The sequence below is a fragment of the Chengkuizengella sediminis genome (genome assembly GCF_010078385.1).
Taxonomy (GTDB): domain Bacteria; phylum Bacillota; class Bacilli; order Paenibacillales; family KCTC-33759; genus Chengkuizengella; species Chengkuizengella sediminis.
In genome coordinates, this window is the sequence record NZ_SIJC01000011.1 from 42,266 (window position 1) to 66,636 (window position 24,371).

Consider the following 24,371-nt stretch of genomic DNA (forward strand, 5'->3'; position numbering starts at 1 on the left):
ACGATCCACCTTTCACTTTAAATTGAATTCTTAAATGCTTGAAATTGACCTAGCAAAAAGTTTATTATCTCAGGGAAGAAGTTAATAAGAATATAACCAGTTGCAGTAATAACTATTGATATGATTCCTAAAGTTCTTAATTTTTTAAAAAATATACCTAGAAATAGGAGACCAACTGATACTGCTAATCCCCCAACTATGTATGGTATACTTCCTGCCTGTAATAAGTTGTAAAGTTCTTGACCTTTTTTCTCAACAGCAGCTGTTACTCTTTCTAACTCTATTGGCTCTATAGTATCTACAATAGAGGGTGGACTTTCAATCGTTTTAGGATCTGGTACTTCAATCTCTTTGTTGTCAGTTTTTAATTCTCCCTCAGCATATATTGTCATAGGTAATATAAAGAGAGTTACAAAGATAAAAACGATAGATAATATTTTTCTCATAACAAGACCTCCTATAAATTGTTCCTCTTATATATGGATTTCTATTTTTTATGAACCTATAAAAAGGCATAAAAAAAAGCCCCTTAAAGGGACTTGGTTTTTATACTTATAAATATAAAAAAATACAGAGCGATAACATTTAGAAAATGTCACTTTTTTGGTTACAAGTTCTTCTAAATGTAAAACAATAATATCATACAAATTATTTCCTGTAAATAATTTTTCTTATTTTAATCTTCAAATTCAAAATCTCCATATGTTGAATTTATAATTTCCTCATACTCTATAACATTGATTATATTCTCAATGGGAACTTCGACTGTGAAGTTCGGATCTTCATTAATATGATTCGTTGATAAAGAAAGATCAATTAAAAAATTACCAACAAGCCCCTCGATAATAGCATCTGCATCAAGTTGTACAGATTGATAGGAAATATAGTTGTCCTTGTTAATACCATTTTGAATTGTAAGATCATTTACTTTAAAAGTATTCCTATCATCTTGTAAAAATGAAACGATGTCACTTCTTTTATTTACCAAATCCTCTTTAAGTTTTTCTGGCTCTCCTGGCTCCATATGTTTATATTCAGCCCATTTGGGACTAGATAGTAAATCTACTAGTTCAGGAAAAACATTATCAACAAAAGTTAAAACCACTTTCTCAAAATTTTCATCGGTGATTTTAATTTCAACAACTTCAGTTACATCTGCTCCATCTGGAAACTGAGATTCTTCCAGTAATGTGAAATATTCTTCCTCATCATAATGATTAAATATAATTCTAGACATTTCCTTTATAAGCTCATTTTGTTTCTGCAGAACTTCGAAATTGAATTCTTCCTCGTCAGACATTTCTGCTAACTCATTATAATTAAATTCCATGAATTTACCTTTTACTTCTTCAGGTAAAGGTATAAAAGGAATATTGGGTACTTTAACCAAAGTTCTTTCTTCTTCAATAACCACAGGTAGATTCACATTAAAACTCATGTCTCCAGGTATTTCTAAATCTAAGATCATTTCAATTTTCACTGGGTTATGTTGATACACTCCAGAAATATTCATATTAATATTTTGGAGCATACCTGCAATCATAGCCGTCTCTAGTTCAGATTCAATCACTTCTGTTGGTACGTTCAAACTAAAATTTAAGTTTCCATCAAATGAATAGGATTCCATTTCAAATGATTTATCGTATGCACCATTCAACAATTCTTTAGGTCCTGGTTTCTGTCCACATCCACTTACAATGATTGTAAGTATTAGTAATACAACTGCCATTGTTGGAAAAAATTTTTTCTTCATATTGTCTTACATCCCCTTTTTAAATAAAATACCTTCCTCATCATAAAACAATATAAATTATGAAGGAACACTCCTATATACATTATTTTTCAGGTCTTTTGGCATTTTTTTTAATTTGTATGGTCAAAAATGACCATTTTTCTTCAAAATTGATACTATTTCATCTGCATATTTTTCATTGGTATTGATCACTAGATATTTGTTATTTTTTTTGTTTATAGAGTTTACAATATTGATTGTTTCAATTAATCGATTAAATTCTTCTCTTATTACTGGATGAGTCCGCGATAAAGTTTCAATATCCTTGTTATCTATCACAGTAAATCTATTATTTGATTTTACTCCATCAGAAATCTCAACTGCACCTCCATCGATTGTGTTGATTTTTGATTCTGCACTAAAATCTTAACTACTTTTATAAGTGCAAATTCACTGATAAATAGAGTCAAAAAGAAAGCCTTGGGCTAGAGGTATCCCAAAACGTTGAACAGTTTCTTTTTCACTTAACTTTTCAATTTGTTCAACAATAATCGGTTTATTACATTTTTTTAATTCATTTAGAAATGGTTTATTGTTTTGAATATCTTGATATTTTACTTTAAATCCAGTGACATCAATATCCTTCCATCTCCACCACTCATCTTCTACCAAATCATCAATCCAAACCATGAACCCACGCCTTTTTAGTTGATGTATATATTCTTTAATATCTTGTACATATTCAGAATTTTGAGCCCATTCTACAAGTTCTAATCCACCATTCCACGAATAATTCATGTTCATGAAAAAAGGTAATGAAGATATTGTAATATTCACATTTATGGGGATTTCACTCTGGTATTCAGTGGCTTTTTTAAATATTATTTCTTCACGGTGCCAAAGTTCAATGGTGTCACTAACATTAAAGTATTCAGCAACGCTCACATTATCAGGACGACATAATAATTCATTCATAAAGGGTTTTTCCGTTTCTATTTCAATAATTTTTTGTGAGATTAAATTAATTATTTGATTTCCCCCCTTTTTCTATTTAAATTTAGTTCTTCATTTCTAAAATTCGATAGGAAAGAAGTAGGCTGGATCTAATGCTTTCCCATCTTGTCGTATTTCAAAATGTAGATGAGTACCAGTAGAGTTCCCAGTGTTCCCCATTGTGCCAACCAAATCTCCTTTTTTGACTTTATCACCTTTGCTTACGCCTAAAGTTTCTAAATGTGCATACCTAGTTTCAATTTGATCATCATAGTGTCGAATATACACAATAGTACCGTAACCACCTGTTGATCTTTCTGCTCGAGTAACAGTCCCATCCTCCATAGCCCAAATAGGTTCACCATCTACACCCTGATTTTCAGCACCTATATCAATACCTAGATGAAATTCACCATTTCTTGGACCATAAGGTGAAGTACCCCTTGTAGAAGGTGTTACCCATAGCCAATCATTTGCACCTACTAATCTAGGATAACTACTATAATCAAAATTCTTAAGGTATGACAAATTCAAATCATAGTTAGGATCATATGCAGTAGATAGTTCCAAAACTAATTCAATATCAGACTCACGTGTAATTCCATTCTTATTTAAATAATGAATAAAAGGCTCATAGTATTTAGTTGGATACTGAACTTTATTTAGAATCTCTTTTTTTATCGTTTTCTTTTGAGTATCAACATTCGGGTTTAAACTAGGTACTCTAGTGATTTCTTCTATCTCTTTATATTCATATATAAATACGCCTTCAATAGTTTCAGCTCTAGTTAAGAGTTTTATTTCTTCTGTCTTGCTTTTAACCTCTAGCACCCATTCTTTTACTGTTTTTTCTATAGTTTCAGTGACTTCATTTCCATCTTCATCTACTGAACTGACTTCGACTTTAATTGTCTTCTCTTTTTGTTTCCATACTTCTTCTTCGATGTAAATCACTGAATCTTTAAATTCAAACTCAGGTTTTATGTCATTAAATACATTTTCTGGATCAATGTTAATCTCACTTTCTCCATTTTCCATCATTAGAGGATCATGTATTAAACGATCAACAGATGCTAATATAGCCCATGATAACTCATGAACCATTGCTTGTTGTTTTTGATTTGTAGAAAGACCATTATCCCACTCTGAAGCAATTTCTTTATATTTTTCAAAAACATCACTATTCTCTTCATAGTACTCTTCGTCCTTTGAAAACCCCATAAAAGCTGATACTTTATCCTTATCACTAGCAAATAGATCTTCTGCAGCTTGTCTAGGAATAGCGTATACCATTAAGAATGAAATGTAACAAATGAGGAGGATAGCTACCAAAGGAACCCACACAACGGCTGTTTTGGCCAAAATTCCAAGTAATAATTTAAATAATTTCTTAGTAATAAATTTACCTAATTTTAAAGCTAACCGTGAGGCAAGTTTACCTCCTCGATTAGCTATACTCTTTGCAATTTCATTCGTTGTGTTATCTTCATATGGATTCAAGTCTTCGTCCCCCTGCCGGATGAACTTAGTTCTCTAGTCATATTTTGATAATTTGTTAATTTATATTGAGATTCCATTGCATCATATTTGTTAACTGTGTATTCAGCATTTAATTTATGGTACTCTTGCTCAGCTTTCACTAGAGGTTCTGGTTTTACAAATTTTCCAATTTGTGGATCTCTATTTGAGTTATAGGATTTTGATCCTGGACCGTATTGAGATTGCAATGCTGTAAGCTTTTCTTTTGCTAAATTTAAGTGGGGTTGTAATTGATTCATATTTTGAGTGGATACTTTAAGTTGCTCCTTATTATTCTTCACATAATCTAATTTCTGCCCACCAGTACCTGCATTAAATAATCTTTGAGCTCCCCAACCTAATTTAACTGCAGAATTATTTAACTTACCACCAGTACCATTCATATAACTCGATTCCATATGCTGTTTGATTCCAGGTGTTATAGACTTATCTCTATTACGATATTGATCCGTCGCATCTAAACCGCCTTGGATTGTATTACCTACTTTTCCTAATACATTGCTTGCAGCTTTTGCAGCTCCAATACCTGCCACCATCCCGATAGATGGATTTCCTGTAGCCATTGTGGACACAGTTGCACCAAGAGCACCACTGGCCATAGTAGCAGGTGCTTTGACCCAATTAGAGCCCAGTGCTTTCCTACCTGAATTAAATATAGATGCTAAAGCACCTTTTCTTTCAATCCCTTGCGTTCCAGGGAGTTTACTTTGTGTGTTGTTACCTTGAGTTAATGGATTATCTAATATTGATTTTCCATTACCCCCATCCCCTTTTGTTGATCCACCTTGCGAAGGGTTTGATTTAAACATTCTGGCCATATTTCCTATAGCCATAACTCCCATCATCGCACCCATATTCCCCATTGCACCATTACCATTTTCTAAATTCATAAGTTTCCTAAACAAATTAACTATAACGGGTAGTCCAAAGAAATATGCTATAACGAGCCAAAAACTTATGCCTCCATTGTTAAATGCTTGTAGTGTGATAAAAAATAAAGCTAATGCAACTGCATGGGCAATCGGTAAAAAGACATTAGCAATGAATTCTTGATACCATATTTGCATTGAATGACGGAATTTAGGATGTATAGATAAAATAGCCACGGCAGGAAATACGAAGATGAGTACAGATAAAAAAATGATTCTTAAAGAATATTGATAGTTCAGTAGACCTGTCATCATCGCAGCCATAAAAACAATGAATGCAACCCCTAAGCCATTAGCATAACCTGAAAAAGAATCATATCCGGCAGCTCCATTTCCCCATATCATATCCAAAAAGAAATTCATTTTAATACCATAACTCTCTAACCCGTACCATATGATATCTAAAATATAGTTGTTGATTGCAAAAATAAAGTACCAAAGATACCCACCAAACCTTAGCGAAAGTAACGCTATGACAAAAGCATTGGTATAATCTTTCGCTTGAGATTTTTTTTCGGCATTTTTTCCTGTAAATGCAAGTGAAAATCCCAATATACAAACAATAAGTACAAGTGGAATAGGTAGGAAACGTTCAAACAAACCATAGAAATAAGTAATCCCCCTATAAAGTGATTCGGGGAATATTCCCATGATATAGGAATCCTGATCCCAGTCACCTTTTAAAAAAGAATCGTCTTGATCTTCTCTAGGGTTCTTATTGAACACAAGTAACACTACATCTTTCATTCCTAATGTTTTTAAGGCCCAATCTGCAAAATCTATAATAATGGATGCTGTAAATCGTTCACCATATGAAGGTTCATTTCCTTGATAATAGAGAACCGTGCTAGCGAGTATACCATGATCTAGTAAGAAACGGTTATCAGGATCGTAATTATCAGCACCATTTGGAAATAGCAATTCTTTAATTTCTAAAGTAACATGTTCTTCTCTATTAAAATCTTCATAGTTACTAGGTAGATCAATATAGATCTGAAATAACTCGAGTTCTTTAACAACCTCATCGACATCTTCATAAGTTGTTTCAAAAAGCTCAGTAATAGTATCCAAATCATCGATGGTGTCCTCTAAATCATCAATTTTATCCAGTCCTTCTTTAATTCTGCGAAAAGGATTCACGGTTAAACCATATGGGAAATGGATTAATGTTTCATCAATTCTTTGTATGCCTTCTAAATCCACTGTAATGCCATATTTAAATAGGGGCTCAGCAATTTTCTTATACTGTGATTCTTCTCCTCCAGTCCCATGGTTGGCCCCATTTAGGTTAAATAACTTATCTATCGCATATGCAATTTCAGTTATAGCCTCTAAATTATTTAAATTTTCTTTTAAATCATATGGATTACTTTCACTTTCACCATCCTCTATAACATTTACTGCGCTTACCGAACTAATTGTTAGTTGAAATAACATAACAAAAAGAATTAAGGAACTAATGAGTTTTCTCACTTTTCATCACCTCACTCCTTGTAATTCTTCCTGTTTTAACTTGTTTTTCACTAACTCTTTTCTCTCCCAGTATTTAGGATCATTTGGATCTGATGTAAAGAGTATATGTTCATAATCTGTAGTATCAACATGAACTGCAGTCGATTCGTGATCTAGTTTAACAATTAAATCTCCTTTTCCAGCTTCATTAATAAGAAAATCTGCTTCTCCTTCACTTAAATCTAGCTTTCCTCGTACTGATTCTATGTCAATGGGTTCTTGAATTCCTATTAATTTAATAGGTGAGTTTTTAACTGCAGCAATACCTGCTTTTGACCGAGTGTATACTTCTAAACCTTGGGATATAGCGCAAATCGATGTGTTTGTGGATCGATGTTCCCGATATGCACTCTCAGCCCAAACTTCTCCAATATCTTCATCATTAAAGATGTTTTGACATTCTTCTATTACGAGTCGTTTTTTAAGATCTGGATATTTCTTTGCCCATTTTTCAGTAGTCCATCGTGTTATAACGGCAAGTCCAAGAGGACGCATGATTTCTGGATCTAACTTATTAATAGCAAATCCAAATAAAGGAGACCTTTTTAATTTCACTGTAGATTGTCCATCAAATATTGAATATGAAGGTGCTCCCCCCAATTTAGTAAACATTTTTAAGATTTTACTGGCTTTCAAGACGTCTCCAATATTACTCTCCTTCATTTTGCTATATAAACCATTCAGTTCCGGCATCCTTTTTAATTTTCCAGTTGAAAATTTATCTCGGTTATTAATTTCACCAGAACTATAGAGACTTGTTGGATCTCTTGTTATTCCCAACTCTTTATACTGCTCCCTTATGGCTTGATTGATAAAAACCTTAACCTCACCTGTTAAATCAGACCGTTCATAGGTAGTTATCATTTTAAATGCAATAGCTTGTACATTATTCACAGCGTCTTCAATATCCACAAACCGATCTCCATTTTTTTCTTCTGTTATATCCACATCATACGGATTGATTCTATCTGTTGAAGTTTCGCTGAACTCAATATAAGGACATCCCATTAGTATTAAGAAATCACCATACTCACCTTTCCAGTCAATAATACAGTGATGAATTCCTGTATGAACTGATCTATGTATAATTGTGAAAATAGTATATGTTTTTCCAGCTCCTGAGCGTCCCATTATCACCATATGTTGATTCATAAGTGAAGGATGCCAACCATCCAACCAGGTAGGTCGTCCAATCAAATCTTTCCCAATAATAATTCCAGTACGATGTGAAATTCCTCCTAGTCCAAAAAGAAATAAATCAGCTACATTAGATGTTTCGAGACTAAAGAAATGTTCTTTATGAACTAGGTTTTCTTTGCTTGTTGGTAATATGGATTTTAGAGCATCAAGTTGATACCCATCGGCAGATCTTAAAACAATTGATTTACCACCAAAAAGATTCACTAGCGCATTACAATACTTTTTCAAATTACTCCAATCATTACCGCTAGCTACGGCTTGAATGGATACTCTGAATGATCTCTCTATATTCATTCGAATACGCTGCTGCCTTAATTTTAAATCTTTTATTTCATCTTCCATGGCATCAAGTTTTGAAACATTTTTCTCTTCTGCTCGGTCCGATAAGAGTCCTGCAATCCTTCTACCAATTTCATCGAGTTCTTTATTGTTACTAGCAGGGCGAACATGCACTGCAATATCTACATCTCCTTCGCCAAACTCTCCTAAGACTAAAGAGTCAAGCATTCCTGCCCACGTATTTCCAGACATAATTTCTGCAAAAAACGATCTGAAATATCTAACAGGTACTGCAGTACCCCCTACTTCAACTGCATAATCTGATAATTTTACACCGTCATTACTAACTTCTTTAGGCAACGTCTCTTTAATCATTGAGGGTGCTGCAAAATCAATTCCTTCAGGTTTTGCATCGCTAAATGAGGGTTGTTTTTTAAAGAATTTTAGTGGTGTTGGCTTGTTTTGTTTCTTGTTTTTGTTACTCACAAATCCCAATGAATTAAGCCCCTTTCTCAGTATATTCATAGGCCAGAAGACGAGATGTAATAGAATCAACTTGTGCAGTAAAACTTTGCGATTGTAAAGCATCATTTAATCGCACTTGATATGACAACTCTCTTTGGAGCGTTGTGTAGATCATATTGTATATCCCTGCTTTATCAAGTTTGCGGAATTGCATTCCAAGGCTTTGACATACCCCCATAACATGAGTTATTGCTTCATCAATGACTTGATGTGCTAAATCTTCTTTCTCTTCTTCACTGATTTTTTTTGTATTCACTTTTAACTTTTCAAAAATACCATCAAAAAAAGCATTTCCTGTTTCAACTCCTGAATCTATGCTATCTGAAACTGGATTGAAATGAATGACAATGTATCCAGTAAAGTCTCTACTTTTCTTTTTCTCATCGAATTTCTGATAGTACTTTGCTACGTCGTTTGCTGACTCTTGTAATTCTGGTGTTAAATATTCATTATTTCGAGATTGTTCCTGGTACCAATTTGTATAATCCTTCATATCTAAATATTGCGATTGAACAATAAAGGTATGTGGGATGGCCAACATATTAATAAATCCTCTGTTTTTGATCCAAATGGAATCTTTTTCTTGATTCGAAGAAGTAATTGTATTAATGGGTTTAACCTCAATGACTGCTCTATACATATTTCCTCTCTTAGCAATCCCATCTTCACTGATCTCTACACTTCTACCTATTACATCTTGTGTTGTTAGTTCTTTTTTGTCTCCTGTTTTTTTCAGATATATAAATACAAAAATGGCTGACACAATTGTGACAACCAATCCAATCATTTGAAATAACATAAAATTAATGATCTCCCCCCGTTTTGATATTGACTCTACGATATAAATATTTTCTATTACGTAAACGTATGAGAATCATCATAATAAGATATTTCCCGATGGTAAATCCTGTTGGATGTTTTCCATATGCTAAATACCAAGTCAATGCTAGAGGAATGAAGTAATGAATTCGTGAAAATATGATATCTGAACCTATCGGCGGGATAAACTTAGTCATCTGATATGATAAAACTGCGCCTATTCCCATCCAAATCGTTTCCCCAAAACTTAAAGGACCGAGAAACTTTTCTTTCAACTTACTCTGATAAGGAATTGGGTGATATTGTCCCCACATTATCCATAACCTCCATTTGGATCAAATCCAGTAAGAGAAAAGAACGCACCTACGATCAGCTCAGCTCCAAACGCTATAATTAATGCAGCAAACATCCACAATATTTTCCCTTTATTCTCTTGTAAGGCTTGAGGGTTCCTCCCTCCTGTCATAAATCCATATGCTGCTAAAATAAATATGATTATAAAAACAGTTAGACCTATTCTGCGAATGGTTCTTATTGCATTTTCTGCTCCTGCATTGACCTCATTTTCAAGCGTTTGTAAATTGTTCCCGTCTATCATATCTAGTATGGTCTCAGGAGGATTATCAGGTGCTTTATCATCTTTGTCTCCATCCTCTGCAAATGCAATCGTTCCACCGAATATTGAACTAAATAATATAACAAGTATAATTAATTTTTTCATGTTTATAACCTCGTTTCTAAATTTGAATGCGTGAGTATATTTCAAACCAGTTAAAAGCATAAAACACACCTAATCCTATCAAAACAGCTGTCTCAATGAAGACGGGTGGTACTAATAAACGAATAGAAAACATTTTAGGATATGGATATAGTAATGCAACTGATCCCGTAAAAAGATCGAGAATAACATGTGTAATAAACCCAATCAATAATAATGGTAACCAATTTGAATTTATTGATTGAATGATGACCATTAGTAATAATAAAAACGGGATCGAGTGTGTTAAAGTCCTTTTTCCTAATAAACCTTCGATAAAGGAAGGTAGTATAGGAATCAGTCTACCTAATAAACTGTTTTTTCTGTCTATATCACAAATTAGTGATGCTATTCCAACCACTAATAGTTCCGTGGCTGAGCTATATCCTACATAAACAGCAGTAGTAGTCGCAACTACCAAATGAGTAGGTCCGGTCATATGAAGCGCCTCCTCATGTTTAACTTTAATTAAATATGTCGAGCAATTTCCTATAGTTGGGTTGACTATAGTTTTGTTTTTAAATAAGTTTCTTAAATGGTATCCATAGTTTGGGTAGAACTACAGATGAGCTTTCATCCGAACAATGACAGTCTTTCCTTTTTATTAAGCTGAGTTTATAGTCTTTTTGGCAATTAGTATTGATCATAAATTAATAATTGGGTAGATTATCGATCTATGATCTCAAGTGATCCTCCCTTCGTTTTTTTCTAGTTATCTTATAGTTGGGGTAACTAAAGATTTTAATATCAAACCCTCCTTTCATAATTAAAAAAAGAACTTCGCATGGTAACGAAGTTCTTATTGTGAAGGGTGATATATCTATAATTGGGGTTGAAAATATAGATAACATCTTTTTATCCAAAACTCCTTTTATATCAGGTGGAAATAGTCTTGTTTCCCTTCAATATAGAAACAAAAAAGCCTCGCTAATTAAAACGAAGCTTTTTACCTTCTTGTAAATATGGGACAATGACTATAGTTTGGGTGAACTATAATTTTTTAATTTTTTGCATAATTCATTATTTCGTTTAGCTAGTTTCTTCGTTATAATTGACATTCTTTTAAAATCATCTCTAATTTCTTTAAGTGAATTAGACAGTTGTTCTACGTTACTATCCTCCTGTATAAGGTTATTTGACACGACTATTTTCTTCATCTCCTATTCTTTTAAAATATTGTGCCTCTAGCAAAAGCCCAAAAAATTACAATAAATCCAACCGTTAATGGCATATAAATTGTAAAAAACTGTTGAAGTGGTGACATATTATGTATTCCCCCCCTTTATAAATAAGGAAATTCCAATACTAATAAAGAGTTGTTAAAAGGGCATAAAAAAACTCTCCATTTCTAGGGAGAGTTTTAAGTTTCATATTTATTTTTTAAAAATAGACATACTTATAGAACCTATTTATTTGTCGCATTTTTTGTTACACACATATAATATACAAAATTATTCATTTTGTAAAGTTATCTAGCAACTTTTTTTAGAATAGTATGTTCTCCAGTATGAGTAGTTTCTGATTCTCTTTGAGCTTCTGTTTCAATAATAAGATCTGATAATGAAGCAAGCGTTTTTTTATTTTCTAGCTTATTTACAAATGCTTGGATAACCTCATCAGTAATGCCTATAGGAGTATGCTCAGAATCTGAAAGAATAGAAGAAACACATGGTAGTTTACGTATGGAAGAACATAGATCTACGCTCATATTCTCTTCTTTAATTAAAATATATCCTGGCATCATTGAGACTGATTGTCTCTTAGCACCTTTAGCCGTATAAACCCAATCAATCTTAGTCAATTTCATGACTTTTTGAACATATGGGGTTACGAGTTCAGCTACAGTTCTTTCCTCGTTTTTCCACACGTGTAAAACATACCACATGTCAATATCCTCCTTTTAAATATTTAATTATCTATAGTTTATAGTCGAGAACCGCATGATTGGGTGATCATGCAATCCATTATTCTACAGTCTAGTTTTGGGTGGGAATTAGACTGTAGTATTGGAACTTCTTTTTGTGTTGTGCCATGATTTATGCTTATTTTCTAGTTCGGGTAAACTAGTTGTTGATTTTATGATTGGGTAGATCATATTATCAACAAAGGGCCTTTTAAATTATGTGTTAATGATAAGTTGTTACACATAGATTCTTTTACTAAAAAATAATTTAATAAACCAATCTATATGTGGGAAAAAGATAAAATTGATACAAAGCTGCTATTTATCTCTTTTTTTATATGGTTTTAATACTTTACTAATGTATGCTTTACTGTTACCTAATTCTAAAGCAATCTCTGACATTTTTCTGCCTCTAAGATACATTAACCAAATGATTCTGGTTTTTCTTGTCATTTCAGCATATATAAGTGCATCTTCTTCAAAAAGACCAAGATTAATTGCTTCTTGATATCCTTTTGCAATCTTTATAATTTTTTTTAATGCTTTTGTATGACAATCTCTAGAATTCATACGATGTTCGCCTTGATTAAACTCAATTGCAATTTCCAATTCAATTTCTCTAAATTTCTTCTTTTCTCTAGATCTTTTATGTATCACTCGTTGTTGTAATTCTGTTAATTTTGCTGCTTTTATAAACTTTTCAGGTATAATTTGAGATCTATGTGATAAGTTTACCAGCTCAATTTGAGCAGAAAGATTATTGATGAATCGATTTAGTCCTTTTAGAACCATTTCAGTTTTATCCAATAATTCAACATCATCTTTGTCTTTTGCAAATCTTCTCACTTTTTCGAGTTCTCTTTTCCGAGAGCTAAATTGCTTCTTGGTAGTTTCGGCTTCCATTACAATATTAAACAACTCACTCAAGCTACCCTCCCCCTCTTTATGAATTAGCCGAGAACACTCGTGATTTTAATCATGAGATGAATCGGCTTCGGGTGTGACGTGTCTTTTGGCACGTTGAACATCCGACTTTCTTCTATGAATAACTTACAAAAAGCGCTATAATACAGATTGCTCTTTGAAAACTGAAGATATGAGGTTGTTGCAGGAAAAGGTCTGCAACGTAAAATCTTCAACCGTCTAATCGCCCTCTCTGACGGAAAAGCGAAAACCAAGCAGTACGTCAGAGAGAAGAGTCCAACGTACAGAATCTTTTTTTCAGGGTAGGAACTACCCGCAGAGCTTGCTAAGATAACTGGCGGTTACGCTGGTGTTCGCAAGAATCTCGTCACTTCCAGTGATGAGAGGTTCAATCAATATCTATTAAAATATCTTCAATGGATACATTAAGGGCTTTTGCAAATTTAATTAATTCGGTTGCTGATACCTTTCTATTGTCAAGTTCTATTCGACTGATTAAAGCTTGAGGTAATCCTACCTTTTTTCCTAATTCTTCTTGAGACATTTGATTTATTTGTCTAAGATCAGCTATACGTTGACCTAGCATGAGTCACTTCCTTCCTTTGATTTCCACTCTATTACAAAATGTACTAATTCGTCAAGAAATATTTTTACAATTTAATACTTTTTTCGGGACTTTTTTACGATGTTTTATATGATTTTTCTACTATTTTCGACATAATCTATAGGCTATTATTACTATTTTTTTCTTTGTCATAGAAAAAGAACTACAAGCCATGATTAGTACATTATTTGTAGTTCTTTTTTGTTATTGGAGTATCATGAATTATTCATATATCTAATTGATTATTTATAATATTTATACATTTAACTAAATGTTCCTTCAATTCGTCAATAGTTCTACACCTTTCAATATAAAACGGCTTTTCCCAGTTATACTCTTTAATAATCACAATTTTAAACATTCCATTTTTATCGAAATCAGGATACCATCCTATATCAATTAAATATTTATTTAAGAAATCTACTTGAAACATATCTTGTTTAAAATTGTACATCTGTTTTTCAAATGATAATTCTGGATCAATTTGAAAATCATCATAAACAATGTTTCCACTATGGAAATTAATTTTTTTAAACATGAAAGACCTACTCTACTTTAATTTTTCTATAACACCTTTCAAATTACTTATTTGATTAAATTCATGGTTATAATCAAGTTTATTATATTTAGAAAGTATTTTAAAGAAATACTCTCCTGCTGACAACATTTCTTTCATAAACTCATAAGTCGGTAAAGCATATTTAGTGTGCTTCTCAATTTCAAACAATATTAATTTATCAGATATTGTTTTAATTTCAATAAGAAGAGGCATATCTGGAAAATATGATTTTCCATACCCTGTACTTACAACATCTTGAAAAATATTAAGAAAATAAGCCCATACTTGATCTACTAAATCCCATAATACAAAATCCATTAATATTTCATCATAATATTTCAAATTAATCGAACCATCAAGATAGTTAAAATCAAAGTCTTCAACATTGTATTTCTCAATATTCGTTATCTCATCAAAATAATGAAAAGGATTATTTTTAACTAAATCTAAGCTAGTTATTTTTTTCCCAGGAATGAGAATATATGATTTTATCTCAAACATAATTACCACCTATTCTTATCTAATTAAAAAGAACCACAAGTACAATAATATCCTTACTTGTAGTTCTTTAAAATACATAGTGATTCTAGACAGAATTTCTTAAATCATTTACAATTTTCCCTACCCACTCTTCATATATTTCATATCTATTATCCATATCATCTTTAAGAACAAGATATCCATTCTCTAAAATATTAAATTTGATTGAACCTATTTTTTGTAATTCTAATATTCTATCCTTATTTATTATCTGATGACTAAAGTAATTACCATCACCATACATACAAATAGATTCTTCTTCAAATTTTATAGATATTAGAGAAACAGGAAATATTTCGACACCATAGGTTCCATATAAATATAATCCTGATGAATAAAATTTAGTATATAATTTTTCAATCTCCTCATTTTTACGTTTAAGTTTAACTATATCTCTCTCATACTCAACATGTTCTGTATAGTCAAACATCATTGTAATCGAAAAGGTAAGATTCTCGTGCATTGTAATTAGTAATCTAAAAGGGACTTCTTTATCAAAGATATGATAATTAAATTTTATCTCTTTAAAGTAATGACTTTTTAGATTACATACACTCAAATTTTCAAAAGGTGCTTCGAACCATTCATCTACGTACTCTTCAATCTTATCATAGTTGACTTGTGTTTCTTCTACTTCATATATCTCAGCGACCCCTTTATTTATATTAAAATGAGAAAGTAATTTTAAAATAATTTCATTTGAATATTTATCATGAACATAACCATTAATTTCATAGTAAAACCCTGCCATATTTTATTCCATCCTTATTTTTTGTATATCTAGTTATAATTCCTTTTTGTTGTATAACAGAGGTTTTCATCGCCTGTGGTTAAAGGTATTTCTATTAGTTATTTCATGACGTTGATATTTATTATTAGCCAAGAATCAAGATTATTATAATTGTTTGTTGATAGGACTGTGACACATTATGATAGCATAAGTTTAAAAATATATAGGTCACTTGTCCTTCAAAAAATGAATTAAATAACATGTAACATTATAAACAATACCGATAATAGTAATTATAAGAGGAATATATAAATCTAAATGATAAATCTCTCTATCTGTGTAAATAGTTACATTATAAAATGATAAATTCAAATCATAAATTGTGTTATTAGAATAATGAATGCTAAGCAATATACTTTTTAATTCACCGAACAAACTTATGCAAGCAGTAAATATAGCAATCAAAAAAAAGAAATTGTTAATCATTAGATCTTTTTTGTTTTTTCCCATATTTTATTCGTTCACCTTCATTCTAAATTAAATTCCTTGCTTATTTTTAAAACTTTCATTTATTTACCTTATTCATCATATATAAATATTCCTTCTTATTCCAATGGAAATATGTTACTTTTAAAGTTTGTTAGACCTTAAAGAGAATCAAAATAACCTTTCCTAGTCAAAAGGTTTAAACTTGAAATATAACTATACTCTATAAATTAAAGAATATAACTTGTACTATAAAGGGTGAACAGAGATATTAATGAAATTTAGATAAAAAGATGAGTTATGGGTCTGGAAATACATAAAAAATCAAGTGTTTATGAATCAATCTTGGATCATCCCATAAACGACCATTTAAAGGACATAAGAAAACTTAAGAGTAAATCTAACCTCTTAAGTTTTCTTAAAGAAACACTCTCCTTCAAACATAATTACCATCAAACTTAATAAAATTAAAAAAAAGAACCACAAGTTACACCCAATCCTTACTTGTGGTTTTTCAAATAGTTTAAATAAAACAAATGTTTATATATGATTAATCAAATTTTATATTTACAATTTATACTTCAATATATATATTTAAAATCATGTTGAAATCTGGGTATTCTTAATGTCCTTAATCTATATTCTCTACTTTAAAACTACTCATTGCTGCAACTTCTATTATGTTGTCTTGAAAAGGAAAAATGTAGTGATTTGATTCATCCATAAAATTTGCAGTATGATCTTTTTGCTTTAGTACATTTTTCAACTCTTTAATCCACCTTGAATTATTTACTTTTAGCAATGAGCACGGGCGTTTACCATCAACAAGTAATAATTTCGTATCAATGCAATCAATAGTAGTCATTTTAAATCCTTGACAAGGATTAAATGAAATTCTCCAACGATTTTCATCAACATCATCAAATTCTACACTTATAAGAGATGGTTCAATAAATACTTTTTCTAGTGGTGTTACATGTATTTCAACACCTATATCAATTACCTCTATTTCCATTTCAATTCGTCCCTCTAACTTTTATAGATTCCCCATTATTTTTAGTAGTAAACTTCCATGCTTCATTTGCAATTTCTTGAGGGGTCGCAAGAGTATAGTTAACATCAATTCCAGCTTCTTGAAAAGCATATAATCTTCTATTATCAAGAGTATATCTTGTTCCATCAATTTCAAATATACGAATACTTGGAATATCATTTGAATTTATTTTACCACTTTTTAATCCTGCTATTAAATCATAAACTGAACTTCCATCACTAAAATTTGAACTAATACTACTTTGAGAAAATCTTACAGTTGAAGAATCAATAATTCCTTTTTGTGCAAGTGTACTTGATTTTGTAAGAACACTTAAATTTTCTGCTGTAAGGTTTGCTGCCCTTTCTATTTCTCTACCGTGACCATTTGATAGTTTAACAATCAACCTGCCACCTTTAATTATTACTTTTCCAATAGGAATAAAACTAGCCGCTGCAAGTCCCTTGTCAAAATTAGAAGATTCAGGATCTAGTATTGTGCTAATATCGCCTACCATCGTAAAATCAAGTACAGCCATAGATGCTTCTAGTACTCCTGCCCTCGCTTCATTCCAACATGTTGACACTCCAACCTGAGCACAATGAACAGCTGCTTTTCGAATTGTATAACCCGACCCTCCAAAAGTTCGTTCTGCATTATGTCCACTAGGATCAGTATAAATCAATGGGTTGTTATGAACATACGTATACAAATTCATACTAAGTGGATTACTAATTGTCCCTTCATACGTATCCTCAGTAATAAACCTTCCCATCGTTGGATCATAGTATCTTGCACGTAAATAAGTCAATCCAGATTCTTCATCATAGATTTCACCTGTATATTGGAATGGGTTATCAAAGGTTTTTGTTTCATGACTTGTTTCAGATAGAACATTACCCCAAATGTCGTAGTCATATTCTTTTAAAACATCTTTACTACCATCCGCTGCGACGACTTTAACCACATCACCATGACCGTTATAGAAGTAATATCCACCTAGACTAGATGTCATATCTTCTCTATATAATAACTGATTTCCCCAAATATTTCTTGCTGTTGGGTTTCCTTCTTGGTCTAGTTCCTCAATAACATTACCTTGAAAATAAATGTATCTTGTAAAGTCACCATTTACACTTTCTTTGGTTGCTCTTAGTCCACCAACGTAGTATTGATACGTAGTTTCCTCATCATTTTCTTTAAAGGTACTTAATTGATTTAATGCATTATACGTATATTCTCTTGGACCTAATGGAAGTTTCATCGTTCCTTCCATTGTTTTACGGTTTCCTTTTTCATCATACGTATAAGTTTGAATACCTTCGACTACATCTTCTTGAATAATTCGATTTAAATCATCATATTGATACGTACTGATTTCACCGTTTTGATCCTTAGACACTATATTCCCAAGACCATCATAACCAAAAGATTCAGCCCAAGTAATACTTCCAGTATCTTTTTGTTCATGAGAGATCAATTCTCCAAATGGATTAATGTCTGTTTGGAACCCCATAGATAAAGGTTCATAATTTAGAGCTAAAGAAGTTCCATTTGTAGAAATGGTATAGTCATAGTCTCCCATCAATTGACCGTCATAAGAAACGGTTTGAATGCGACTTAAATTGTCATGCGTATAATCTACTTGTTTTAAATCTGGATAAACTAAAGCTTCTAGTCTATCAAAATCATCATAGTTAAAGGTATAGGTGTTCCCAGCGATTTCTTGTGTGTTTAATCGTTTCCACTCATCATACGTATAGGAAAGAGTTTGCCCTTCACTATTGGCAAGCTCTGTTGGCAATCTTGTTTCTGGGTCATACGTATAGTCTTCCCATAATACTTCTTGGCCAGTGTTATCTGTCACCGTCATATGTTCGACTTCGTTATATGGGCTATACGTATACGTAAACGTTTGACCTTTTTTATCTACAAAGGTTTCAATCAGACCTTTGTTATTATACGTATACGTTTCTTGATCATCAGATGGAGAAGTTTCTGTTAATAACCATCCGACTTCGTTATATGTCTTCGTAACTTCAGGGTCTGTTTTGTCATTGATATAATATTTCACCACTTGACCTAATGGGTTATAAAAATACTTGTACGTTTGTCCAAGATTATCTTCTAGGAAAATTAAGTTCCCTGTTCCATCATAACCATACTTATTCGTTTGTGTTTTTCCTTCAGAAGTGACGGATGTTTCTAATAATTGACCCAAAGATGAATATTGATTTGTTGTGATTCTTTCTTTATTTCCACTCACATCACGTTCAACAAACTTTACTAGATTTCCACTAAAGTCATAGTAGGAGATTTCTTCTTTTCCATTTGGATAAACTATTTTCGTTGTTTGTTGTAGGGTGTATTTTCCATCAGCACCTTGAACCGTGTTTGCATAATAAAATCTTGTAATGTTCCCTTCAGCATCTTCTATACTCATGACACGGTTTAAGTTATCATACGTGTAACTGGTTCCTAATGCACTATTTCCGTAAGGTTTGGTTACATCTGTGATGATACCATCATTAGATTCAATTTCGTTAATAACTTTTGATACTTCATTTACATTTCTGACTTGTTTTACATTTAAACCAAATGGAGTGTAAAAGCTATCGATTTGCTCACCATCTGGTGTATTCACTGTTACTTTTCTTTCATTGTTAACATAGTCAACGGTTGTGGTTCGAATGTCTCCACCAAATGGTACTTGACGATAAGACGTAATGCGATCTAGATAGTCATAATCATATTCGACTTCACTTGTATCTGGATAGATGATTTCCTTGATGGTTCCATCGGTATTATAATCATATTGAATCGTTAAAGATGTCGGACTTTGACCTTCTTCTAGAGTAACGCTTGTCGTTTCAGTTTTTAACTTTGCATCATCTGTGTACGTAAAATCTTTTTCCGTTACAATTCTCTCCGTACCGAATTGATCCCCTGAAGCGTACGTCTTTAATGACATCAACACATCATTTAGATGCTCATATTCGAATCTAAAACTGTCAGTACGAACCAAGGAAGGATTCGATGGATCTTGATACGTGTACGTTTCAATTGCAAATTCAGGTAAGTAATATTCCACTTCATAATCGATTTGTTTTTCATAACTTAGTAATCCATCTTGGGGCTGCACCGTCAATCTAGAAAGTAGATGATAACTTGCGTCATTATATTCATACGTCGTTACATTCCCTAAAGGATCGGTTTCTTGGGTCACAGCGCCATAGTTGTCATATTCATACGTGGTCGTTTGAAGTTGGATTTGACTTCCTGAATTCGGTAATACTGGATGCTGTACATTGTTAACGACTAAAGGTGTAAACCAATCTAAAGTTCCATCAAGATATAACACATCTTCATATTCAGGGATATGATCCGTATATTGATGAATCTCCGTCGGTCGAAAGCCATCTCCAGTATATCGATAAGCTGTGACCACATCTTGATTTGAGAAATACTCGTTTCCATCTTCTGAAAATATCAATTCACTTGCTTTGGAGTCTCTCATCCAATCATAGGCTAGTAAAAACCTTTTTCCATTATTTTTATAATGAGTATAACGGGTTTGCCCTGTTGAATCGTCCACTTGTGTTAACGTTTGAGCATCTCCAAAACGAGTCCTGCTTTGTGCTAAACGTTTATTATCATCTAGTTTAAAATTGAAGTATTCCTTAATGTTATAACCATGATCGTAATGTTCATTCGTATAGGATTCAACCGTCACCTTCGGTTGTCCCTCTTCTTCATACGCATACAACACTCGGTTTACCGCAGGATAAGAAATATATTGTAAGGCAAAGTCGTCCACAAACATCCGTGTGGAGTTTCTCAATTCTTCCGCAATTCCTACTTCTTCGTATTCATCATGTAATGACCATAGTGGGTCAAATTTGTCGTACATAAATTGTAAGTTAGTTCCGTTATTAAAATTCACATTTTTTAATAGTAAATATGGGATCTCTGCATAATCATAAACTTGAGTATCATACACGTACGCCAGTTCAAACGCTCGATTATCATCGGCCCAATAAGCAAAATAATTTTTATATTCATCATCAGCAGGTTTAGGATTTCCACTGCTGTAAGCATAGTACCAATATCCATCTGAGGCAATGGATAAATTAAAATCTCCTAAGGTGGTTTGATCAATCGTGTAGTAATCGTATGATTCTAACACATTTCCGCCTTCATCCATGACGGCATCTAAACGCCAATAAGAAATCGATTCTGTCGTTAAATTGCTTGGATAATCATCATTTGTATCTCTTTTATAAGCTAAGCTCTTACTGGTCTGAGTCGTTTGATAGTTGATCTCTTCAATCATAACTCCGTTTGCATCAACCACTTCAATCTTATATATCACAAAATCTGCATCTCTATAAATCGTCACGACTCGTCCAAATCGATCGGTCATGAGTATATCGTTTCCGATATATTCATAATCAATAGACATATAACTGGTGTTACTTCTTTTTCTCAGGATTTGACCTTCTTCATTAAAAAAGTAGATGGTGTTCCCAATTTCTAACATATATTCATCAATATAATAACCTAATCGGCTACTTGGGTAACTTGCAGGACCATTTTCAAAGCGAAACGTTTCAAAATAACCGTTCGCTCTCACTCCAAATTCAACATCGCTGGTATAAGGGTAATCCACTAATTCTACTTGAGAATTCGTCCCATTTATATCCGTAAATCGCAACTCATAAGAACTGCCATCCTCGATCGTAAACACCATTTTAAAATATTCTTTATTATTGACATCATACATGCTTTTATAGACTCTATCTCCATCACTATCATCGGTATAGTAATCAGTAGAGTGGATGATTTCACCATCAACAAAACTAAAATCCATGTAAGGTAAATCTAGGGTCCAACCGTTAGCAATAAATCCATTTTTCACTTCTTTAGGATCAATTGCTGAAGTATAGTTTTCCCCTCTTTTGGCTTCAGGTTTCATTAATTTGCTATCCAAGGAGTTATATTGTCGATTGAGTACAACATCGAACCCATTTAAACCAGGCAAGTAAATATCGGTTACACTTCGATTCGCTGTATGATATAGGGGATCGACATATTGATCGGACTTAACATTATAGTTATACGTACTGTTGAACTCGGTAAAAATAAATTCAGCAGCCTGAGGATTGACAGTCGCTTCTCCCTCTTTCTCCAGACGATCACGTCGGATAGACTTACTCTGTAATTCTTGAGCATACCCATCTGGATCCGTCGCATATTGGTATTGCGTGATGGAAACAGGAACAAACTCTTCTAACCATTCCATGTCTTCTCCATTTAAATCTGCGATGATCTCATTCACCCGTTCAGAATCTAATTGAAACAATGCTAATTTTCCGTCCTCATCAAGCTGATCCATATAGACGGGGTTAAAATAAGCAGCAATGAGTAGAACATCCCCTTGTAATTGTGGGATTTCTTTTTTCTCTTTGGAAGGAATCCCTTTTATGATCTGTTCATGAACAGGCTCATCGATGAACTCAATCGGCTCATCTACTAACCCTAAAGCTTTGGCTATGTTGAGCAACCCTGCACCATATTCATGTGCATCTCCTAAATCAGTTGCAGTATCTTTGAGTTGATTTGTCACTTCTTCTGCAGTTAGCTTTTTGTCTGCTCCCCAAAGTAAGGATGCGGCTCCCGTTACATGTGGCACTGCCATGGAAGTTCCAGACATCAACCCGTATTCTTCATGAGGAAGCGTACTTATGATCGATGAACCTGGTGCCACAAGATCTAGTGCAGTTCCCGTACTGGAATAACGTGCGCGATCAAGAGACGAATCCACTGCACCTACGGAAAGGACTTCTGGGAATAAAGCAGGGTATAGTTCTGTTTCTTCTCCTTCCCCTAGGTTTCCTGCAGCAGCAAGGATCAAAATCCCTTCCTCTTCGACATCTTGAATGACTTCATGAAGCGATTGGCTGTAGTCTGTTCCGCCAAAACTAATAGAGATGATATCCACTTTGTTATCGATCGCCCACTGAATCCCTTCGATTACTTGTGCATATGTTCCGTTTCCTTCAGCATCTAATACTTTTACTGCATAAAGGTCGGCATCAGGTGCCACACCTACTACACCCTCGTCATTGTTGAGCGCTGCAATCGTTCCTGCTACATGCGTTCCATGACCATGTTCATCCTCATCAAATGTAGATCCTTCCACAAAAGAAACCCCTTTTTTCACTTGTAAATCGGAATGATCAGTAATACCTGTATCCAAAACAGCAATACGGACTTTCTTACCTGTAAAATCAGATTCGTGGGCTAGATCACTCCCAATGGCTTTTAATCCCCATGGAATGATTTGTGTATTTTCTTCAACATCCTTTTTGTTTGGTTTATCTATAGAGGCGATTTCAATACGTCCATTTGGTTCTACAAAAAGAACTTGTTCATCCTTTTCTATTTCTACTAACTCTTCCTTACTTAACTTCGTAGAAAGAATCTCTCTTTTTTTCGTTTTGATTTTTTTAACCTTTTTATCTTTTAACTTTTCTGCTGCAAATCCATTCGCAGACACTTCCTCTTGTAAGGAGATAAGATAAGAGGCTTGTCCTGTTTCTTCTCCCTCTATAGGTTCTATAGGAGGTGTCTCCACTTCTACGGGATCTGTTGGGTCTTCTATCGAATTCTCCCCATCCATAGAATTAGATGATTCTTCTTCAATTGGTTTCACTTCCGTGCTTGGGGATACATCTTTATCCTCTACGATTACGTTCTCATTTAAGTCTTCTGCTAGTTGACTAGGGTTAGCATAAGCTAGATTGGAAAAAAGCATCGTAAAAATACAGATAAATACGATTATTTTTTTTGAATTCACAATGTTGCCTCCTCATATATATTGCACTTTTTCTACTTCGTTTTAAGGTTGAATATAGCTGCGAATAAGATTACCATTTGTATCATATTCATACACCAGTGTTTTACCCGAAGGTAACCCAATGGATGTAAGTCTCCCATTTTCATCATAATGATAGATATGCGTTTCATCGACTGACTCATTCGGTGTAGCCATCACTTCACTGGACACCTCACTCTCACCGATCTGATTGACTGCAGTAATCACATAATAATAAGTGGTTCCGTTCACCACATCCTCATCTGTATAACTGATTCCAGTGACTTCACTGGCTATGACGGAATAAGAACCTCCACTCACTTCTGAACGTTTGATATTGTAACTTTCAGAATCTGCAACTTCATCCCATGATATAGAGATTTGCGAATTATGAGATCTGGCTATTACATTCACTGGTGGATTAGGAAGG

At 33.2% G+C, this 24,371-nt stretch carries 18 protein-coding genes; all 18 read right to left on the bottom strand.

Features of this window, described 5'->3' with window-relative positions; all coding sequences use genetic code 11:
* Positions 1-17: 17 nt before the first annotated feature.
* The 18 genes from EPK97_RS18065 to EPK97_RS18150 all read right to left on the bottom strand — a co-directional run bounded on the left by EPK97_RS18065 (position 18) and on the right by EPK97_RS18150 (position 23,923).
* Positions 18-446, bottom strand: a complete 429-nt coding sequence (locus EPK97_RS18065; protein WP_162038033.1) for a hypothetical protein — start codon at positions 444-446, stop codon at positions 18-20.
* A 230-nt stretch (positions 447-676) separates the two neighbouring features.
* Complete coding sequence (locus EPK97_RS18070) at positions 677-1,753, bottom strand: hypothetical protein (protein WP_162038034.1); 1,077 nt, start codon at positions 1,751-1,753, stop codon at positions 677-679.
* 429 nt (positions 1,754-2,182) lie between these two features.
* Positions 2,183-2,707 carry an EAL domain-containing protein gene (locus tag EPK97_RS18075; RefSeq protein WP_162038035.1) on the bottom strand — a complete coding sequence of 175 codons (525 nt, stop codon included), beginning with the start codon at positions 2,705-2,707 and terminating at the stop codon, positions 2,183-2,185.
* A 96-nt stretch (positions 2,708-2,803) separates the two neighbouring features.
* On the bottom strand, positions 2,804-4,225 hold the full coding sequence (locus EPK97_RS18080; RefSeq protein ID WP_162038036.1) for a M23 family metallopeptidase: 1,422 nt from the start codon (positions 4,223-4,225) through the stop codon (positions 2,804-2,806).
* Complete coding sequence (locus EPK97_RS18085; protein WP_162038037.1) at positions 4,222-6,666, bottom strand: hypothetical protein; 2,445 nt, start codon at positions 6,664-6,666, stop codon at positions 4,222-4,224. Before EPK97_RS18085 ends, EPK97_RS18080 begins: the two co-directional genes overlap by 4 nt.
* 6 nt (positions 6,667-6,672) lie before the next feature.
* Entirely contained in the window at positions 6,673-8,670 is a 1,998-nt protein-coding gene (locus EPK97_RS18090; protein WP_338075733.1) for a VirB4 family type IV secretion system protein, read from the bottom strand.
* 13 nt (positions 8,671-8,683) lie between these two features.
* Positions 8,684-9,508, bottom strand: a complete 825-nt coding sequence (locus EPK97_RS18095) for a hypothetical protein (protein ID WP_162038039.1) — start codon at positions 9,506-9,508, stop codon at positions 8,684-8,686.
* 4 nt (positions 9,509-9,512) lie between these two features.
* Entirely contained in the window at positions 9,513-9,842 is a 330-nt protein-coding gene (locus tag EPK97_RS18100) for a hypothetical protein (protein WP_162038040.1), read from the bottom strand.
* Complete coding sequence (locus tag EPK97_RS18105) at positions 9,842-10,249, bottom strand: TrbC/VirB2 family protein (protein ID WP_162038041.1); 408 nt, start codon at positions 10,247-10,249, stop codon at positions 9,842-9,844. The genes EPK97_RS18100 and EPK97_RS18105 overlap by 1 nt, the downstream gene beginning before the upstream one ends.
* Positions 10,250-10,265: 16 nt before the next feature.
* The gene (locus EPK97_RS18110) at positions 10,266-10,724 is read right to left on the bottom strand and encodes a metal-dependent hydrolase (RefSeq protein WP_162038042.1); all 459 of its coding nucleotides are present in this window, start codon (positions 10,722-10,724) and stop codon (positions 10,266-10,268) included.
* A 1,029-nt stretch (positions 10,725-11,753) separates the two neighbouring features.
* Complete coding sequence (locus tag EPK97_RS18115; protein WP_162038043.1) at positions 11,754-12,170, bottom strand: transcription termination/antitermination NusG family protein; 417 nt, start codon at positions 12,168-12,170, stop codon at positions 11,754-11,756.
* A gap of 336 nt (positions 12,171-12,506) precedes the next feature.
* A complete protein-coding gene (locus EPK97_RS18120) occupies positions 12,507-13,115 on the bottom strand; it encodes a hypothetical protein (RefSeq protein ID WP_162038044.1) in 609 nt (202 codons plus the stop codon).
* A gap of 385 nt (positions 13,116-13,500) precedes the next feature.
* On the bottom strand, positions 13,501-13,698 hold the full coding sequence (locus EPK97_RS18125) for a helix-turn-helix domain-containing protein (RefSeq protein WP_162038045.1): 198 nt from the start codon (positions 13,696-13,698) through the stop codon (positions 13,501-13,503).
* A 244-nt stretch (positions 13,699-13,942) separates the two neighbouring features.
* On the bottom strand, positions 13,943-14,254 hold the full coding sequence (locus EPK97_RS18130; RefSeq protein ID WP_162038046.1) for a hypothetical protein: 312 nt from the start codon (positions 14,252-14,254) through the stop codon (positions 13,943-13,945).
* A gap of 12 nt (positions 14,255-14,266) precedes the next feature.
* Positions 14,267-14,776: a hypothetical protein gene (locus tag EPK97_RS18135; protein WP_162038047.1), complete on the bottom strand. Its 510-nt coding sequence runs from the start codon at positions 14,774-14,776 to the stop codon at positions 14,267-14,269.
* 85 nt (positions 14,777-14,861) lie between these two features.
* Entirely contained in the window at positions 14,862-15,566 is a 705-nt protein-coding gene (locus tag EPK97_RS18140; protein ID WP_162038048.1) for a hypothetical protein, read from the bottom strand.
* A gap of 1,096 nt (positions 15,567-16,662) precedes the next feature.
* The gene (locus EPK97_RS18145) at positions 16,663-17,046 is read right to left on the bottom strand and encodes a hypothetical protein (RefSeq protein ID WP_162038049.1); all 384 of its coding nucleotides are present in this window, start codon (positions 17,044-17,046) and stop codon (positions 16,663-16,665) included.
* Between the two features lies 1 nt (position 17,047).
* Positions 17,048-23,923 carry a S8 family serine peptidase gene (locus EPK97_RS18150; RefSeq protein WP_162038050.1) on the bottom strand — a complete coding sequence of 2,292 codons (6,876 nt, stop codon included), beginning with the start codon at positions 23,921-23,923 and terminating at the stop codon, positions 17,048-17,050.
* Between the last annotated feature and the right edge of the window lie 448 nt (positions 23,924-24,371).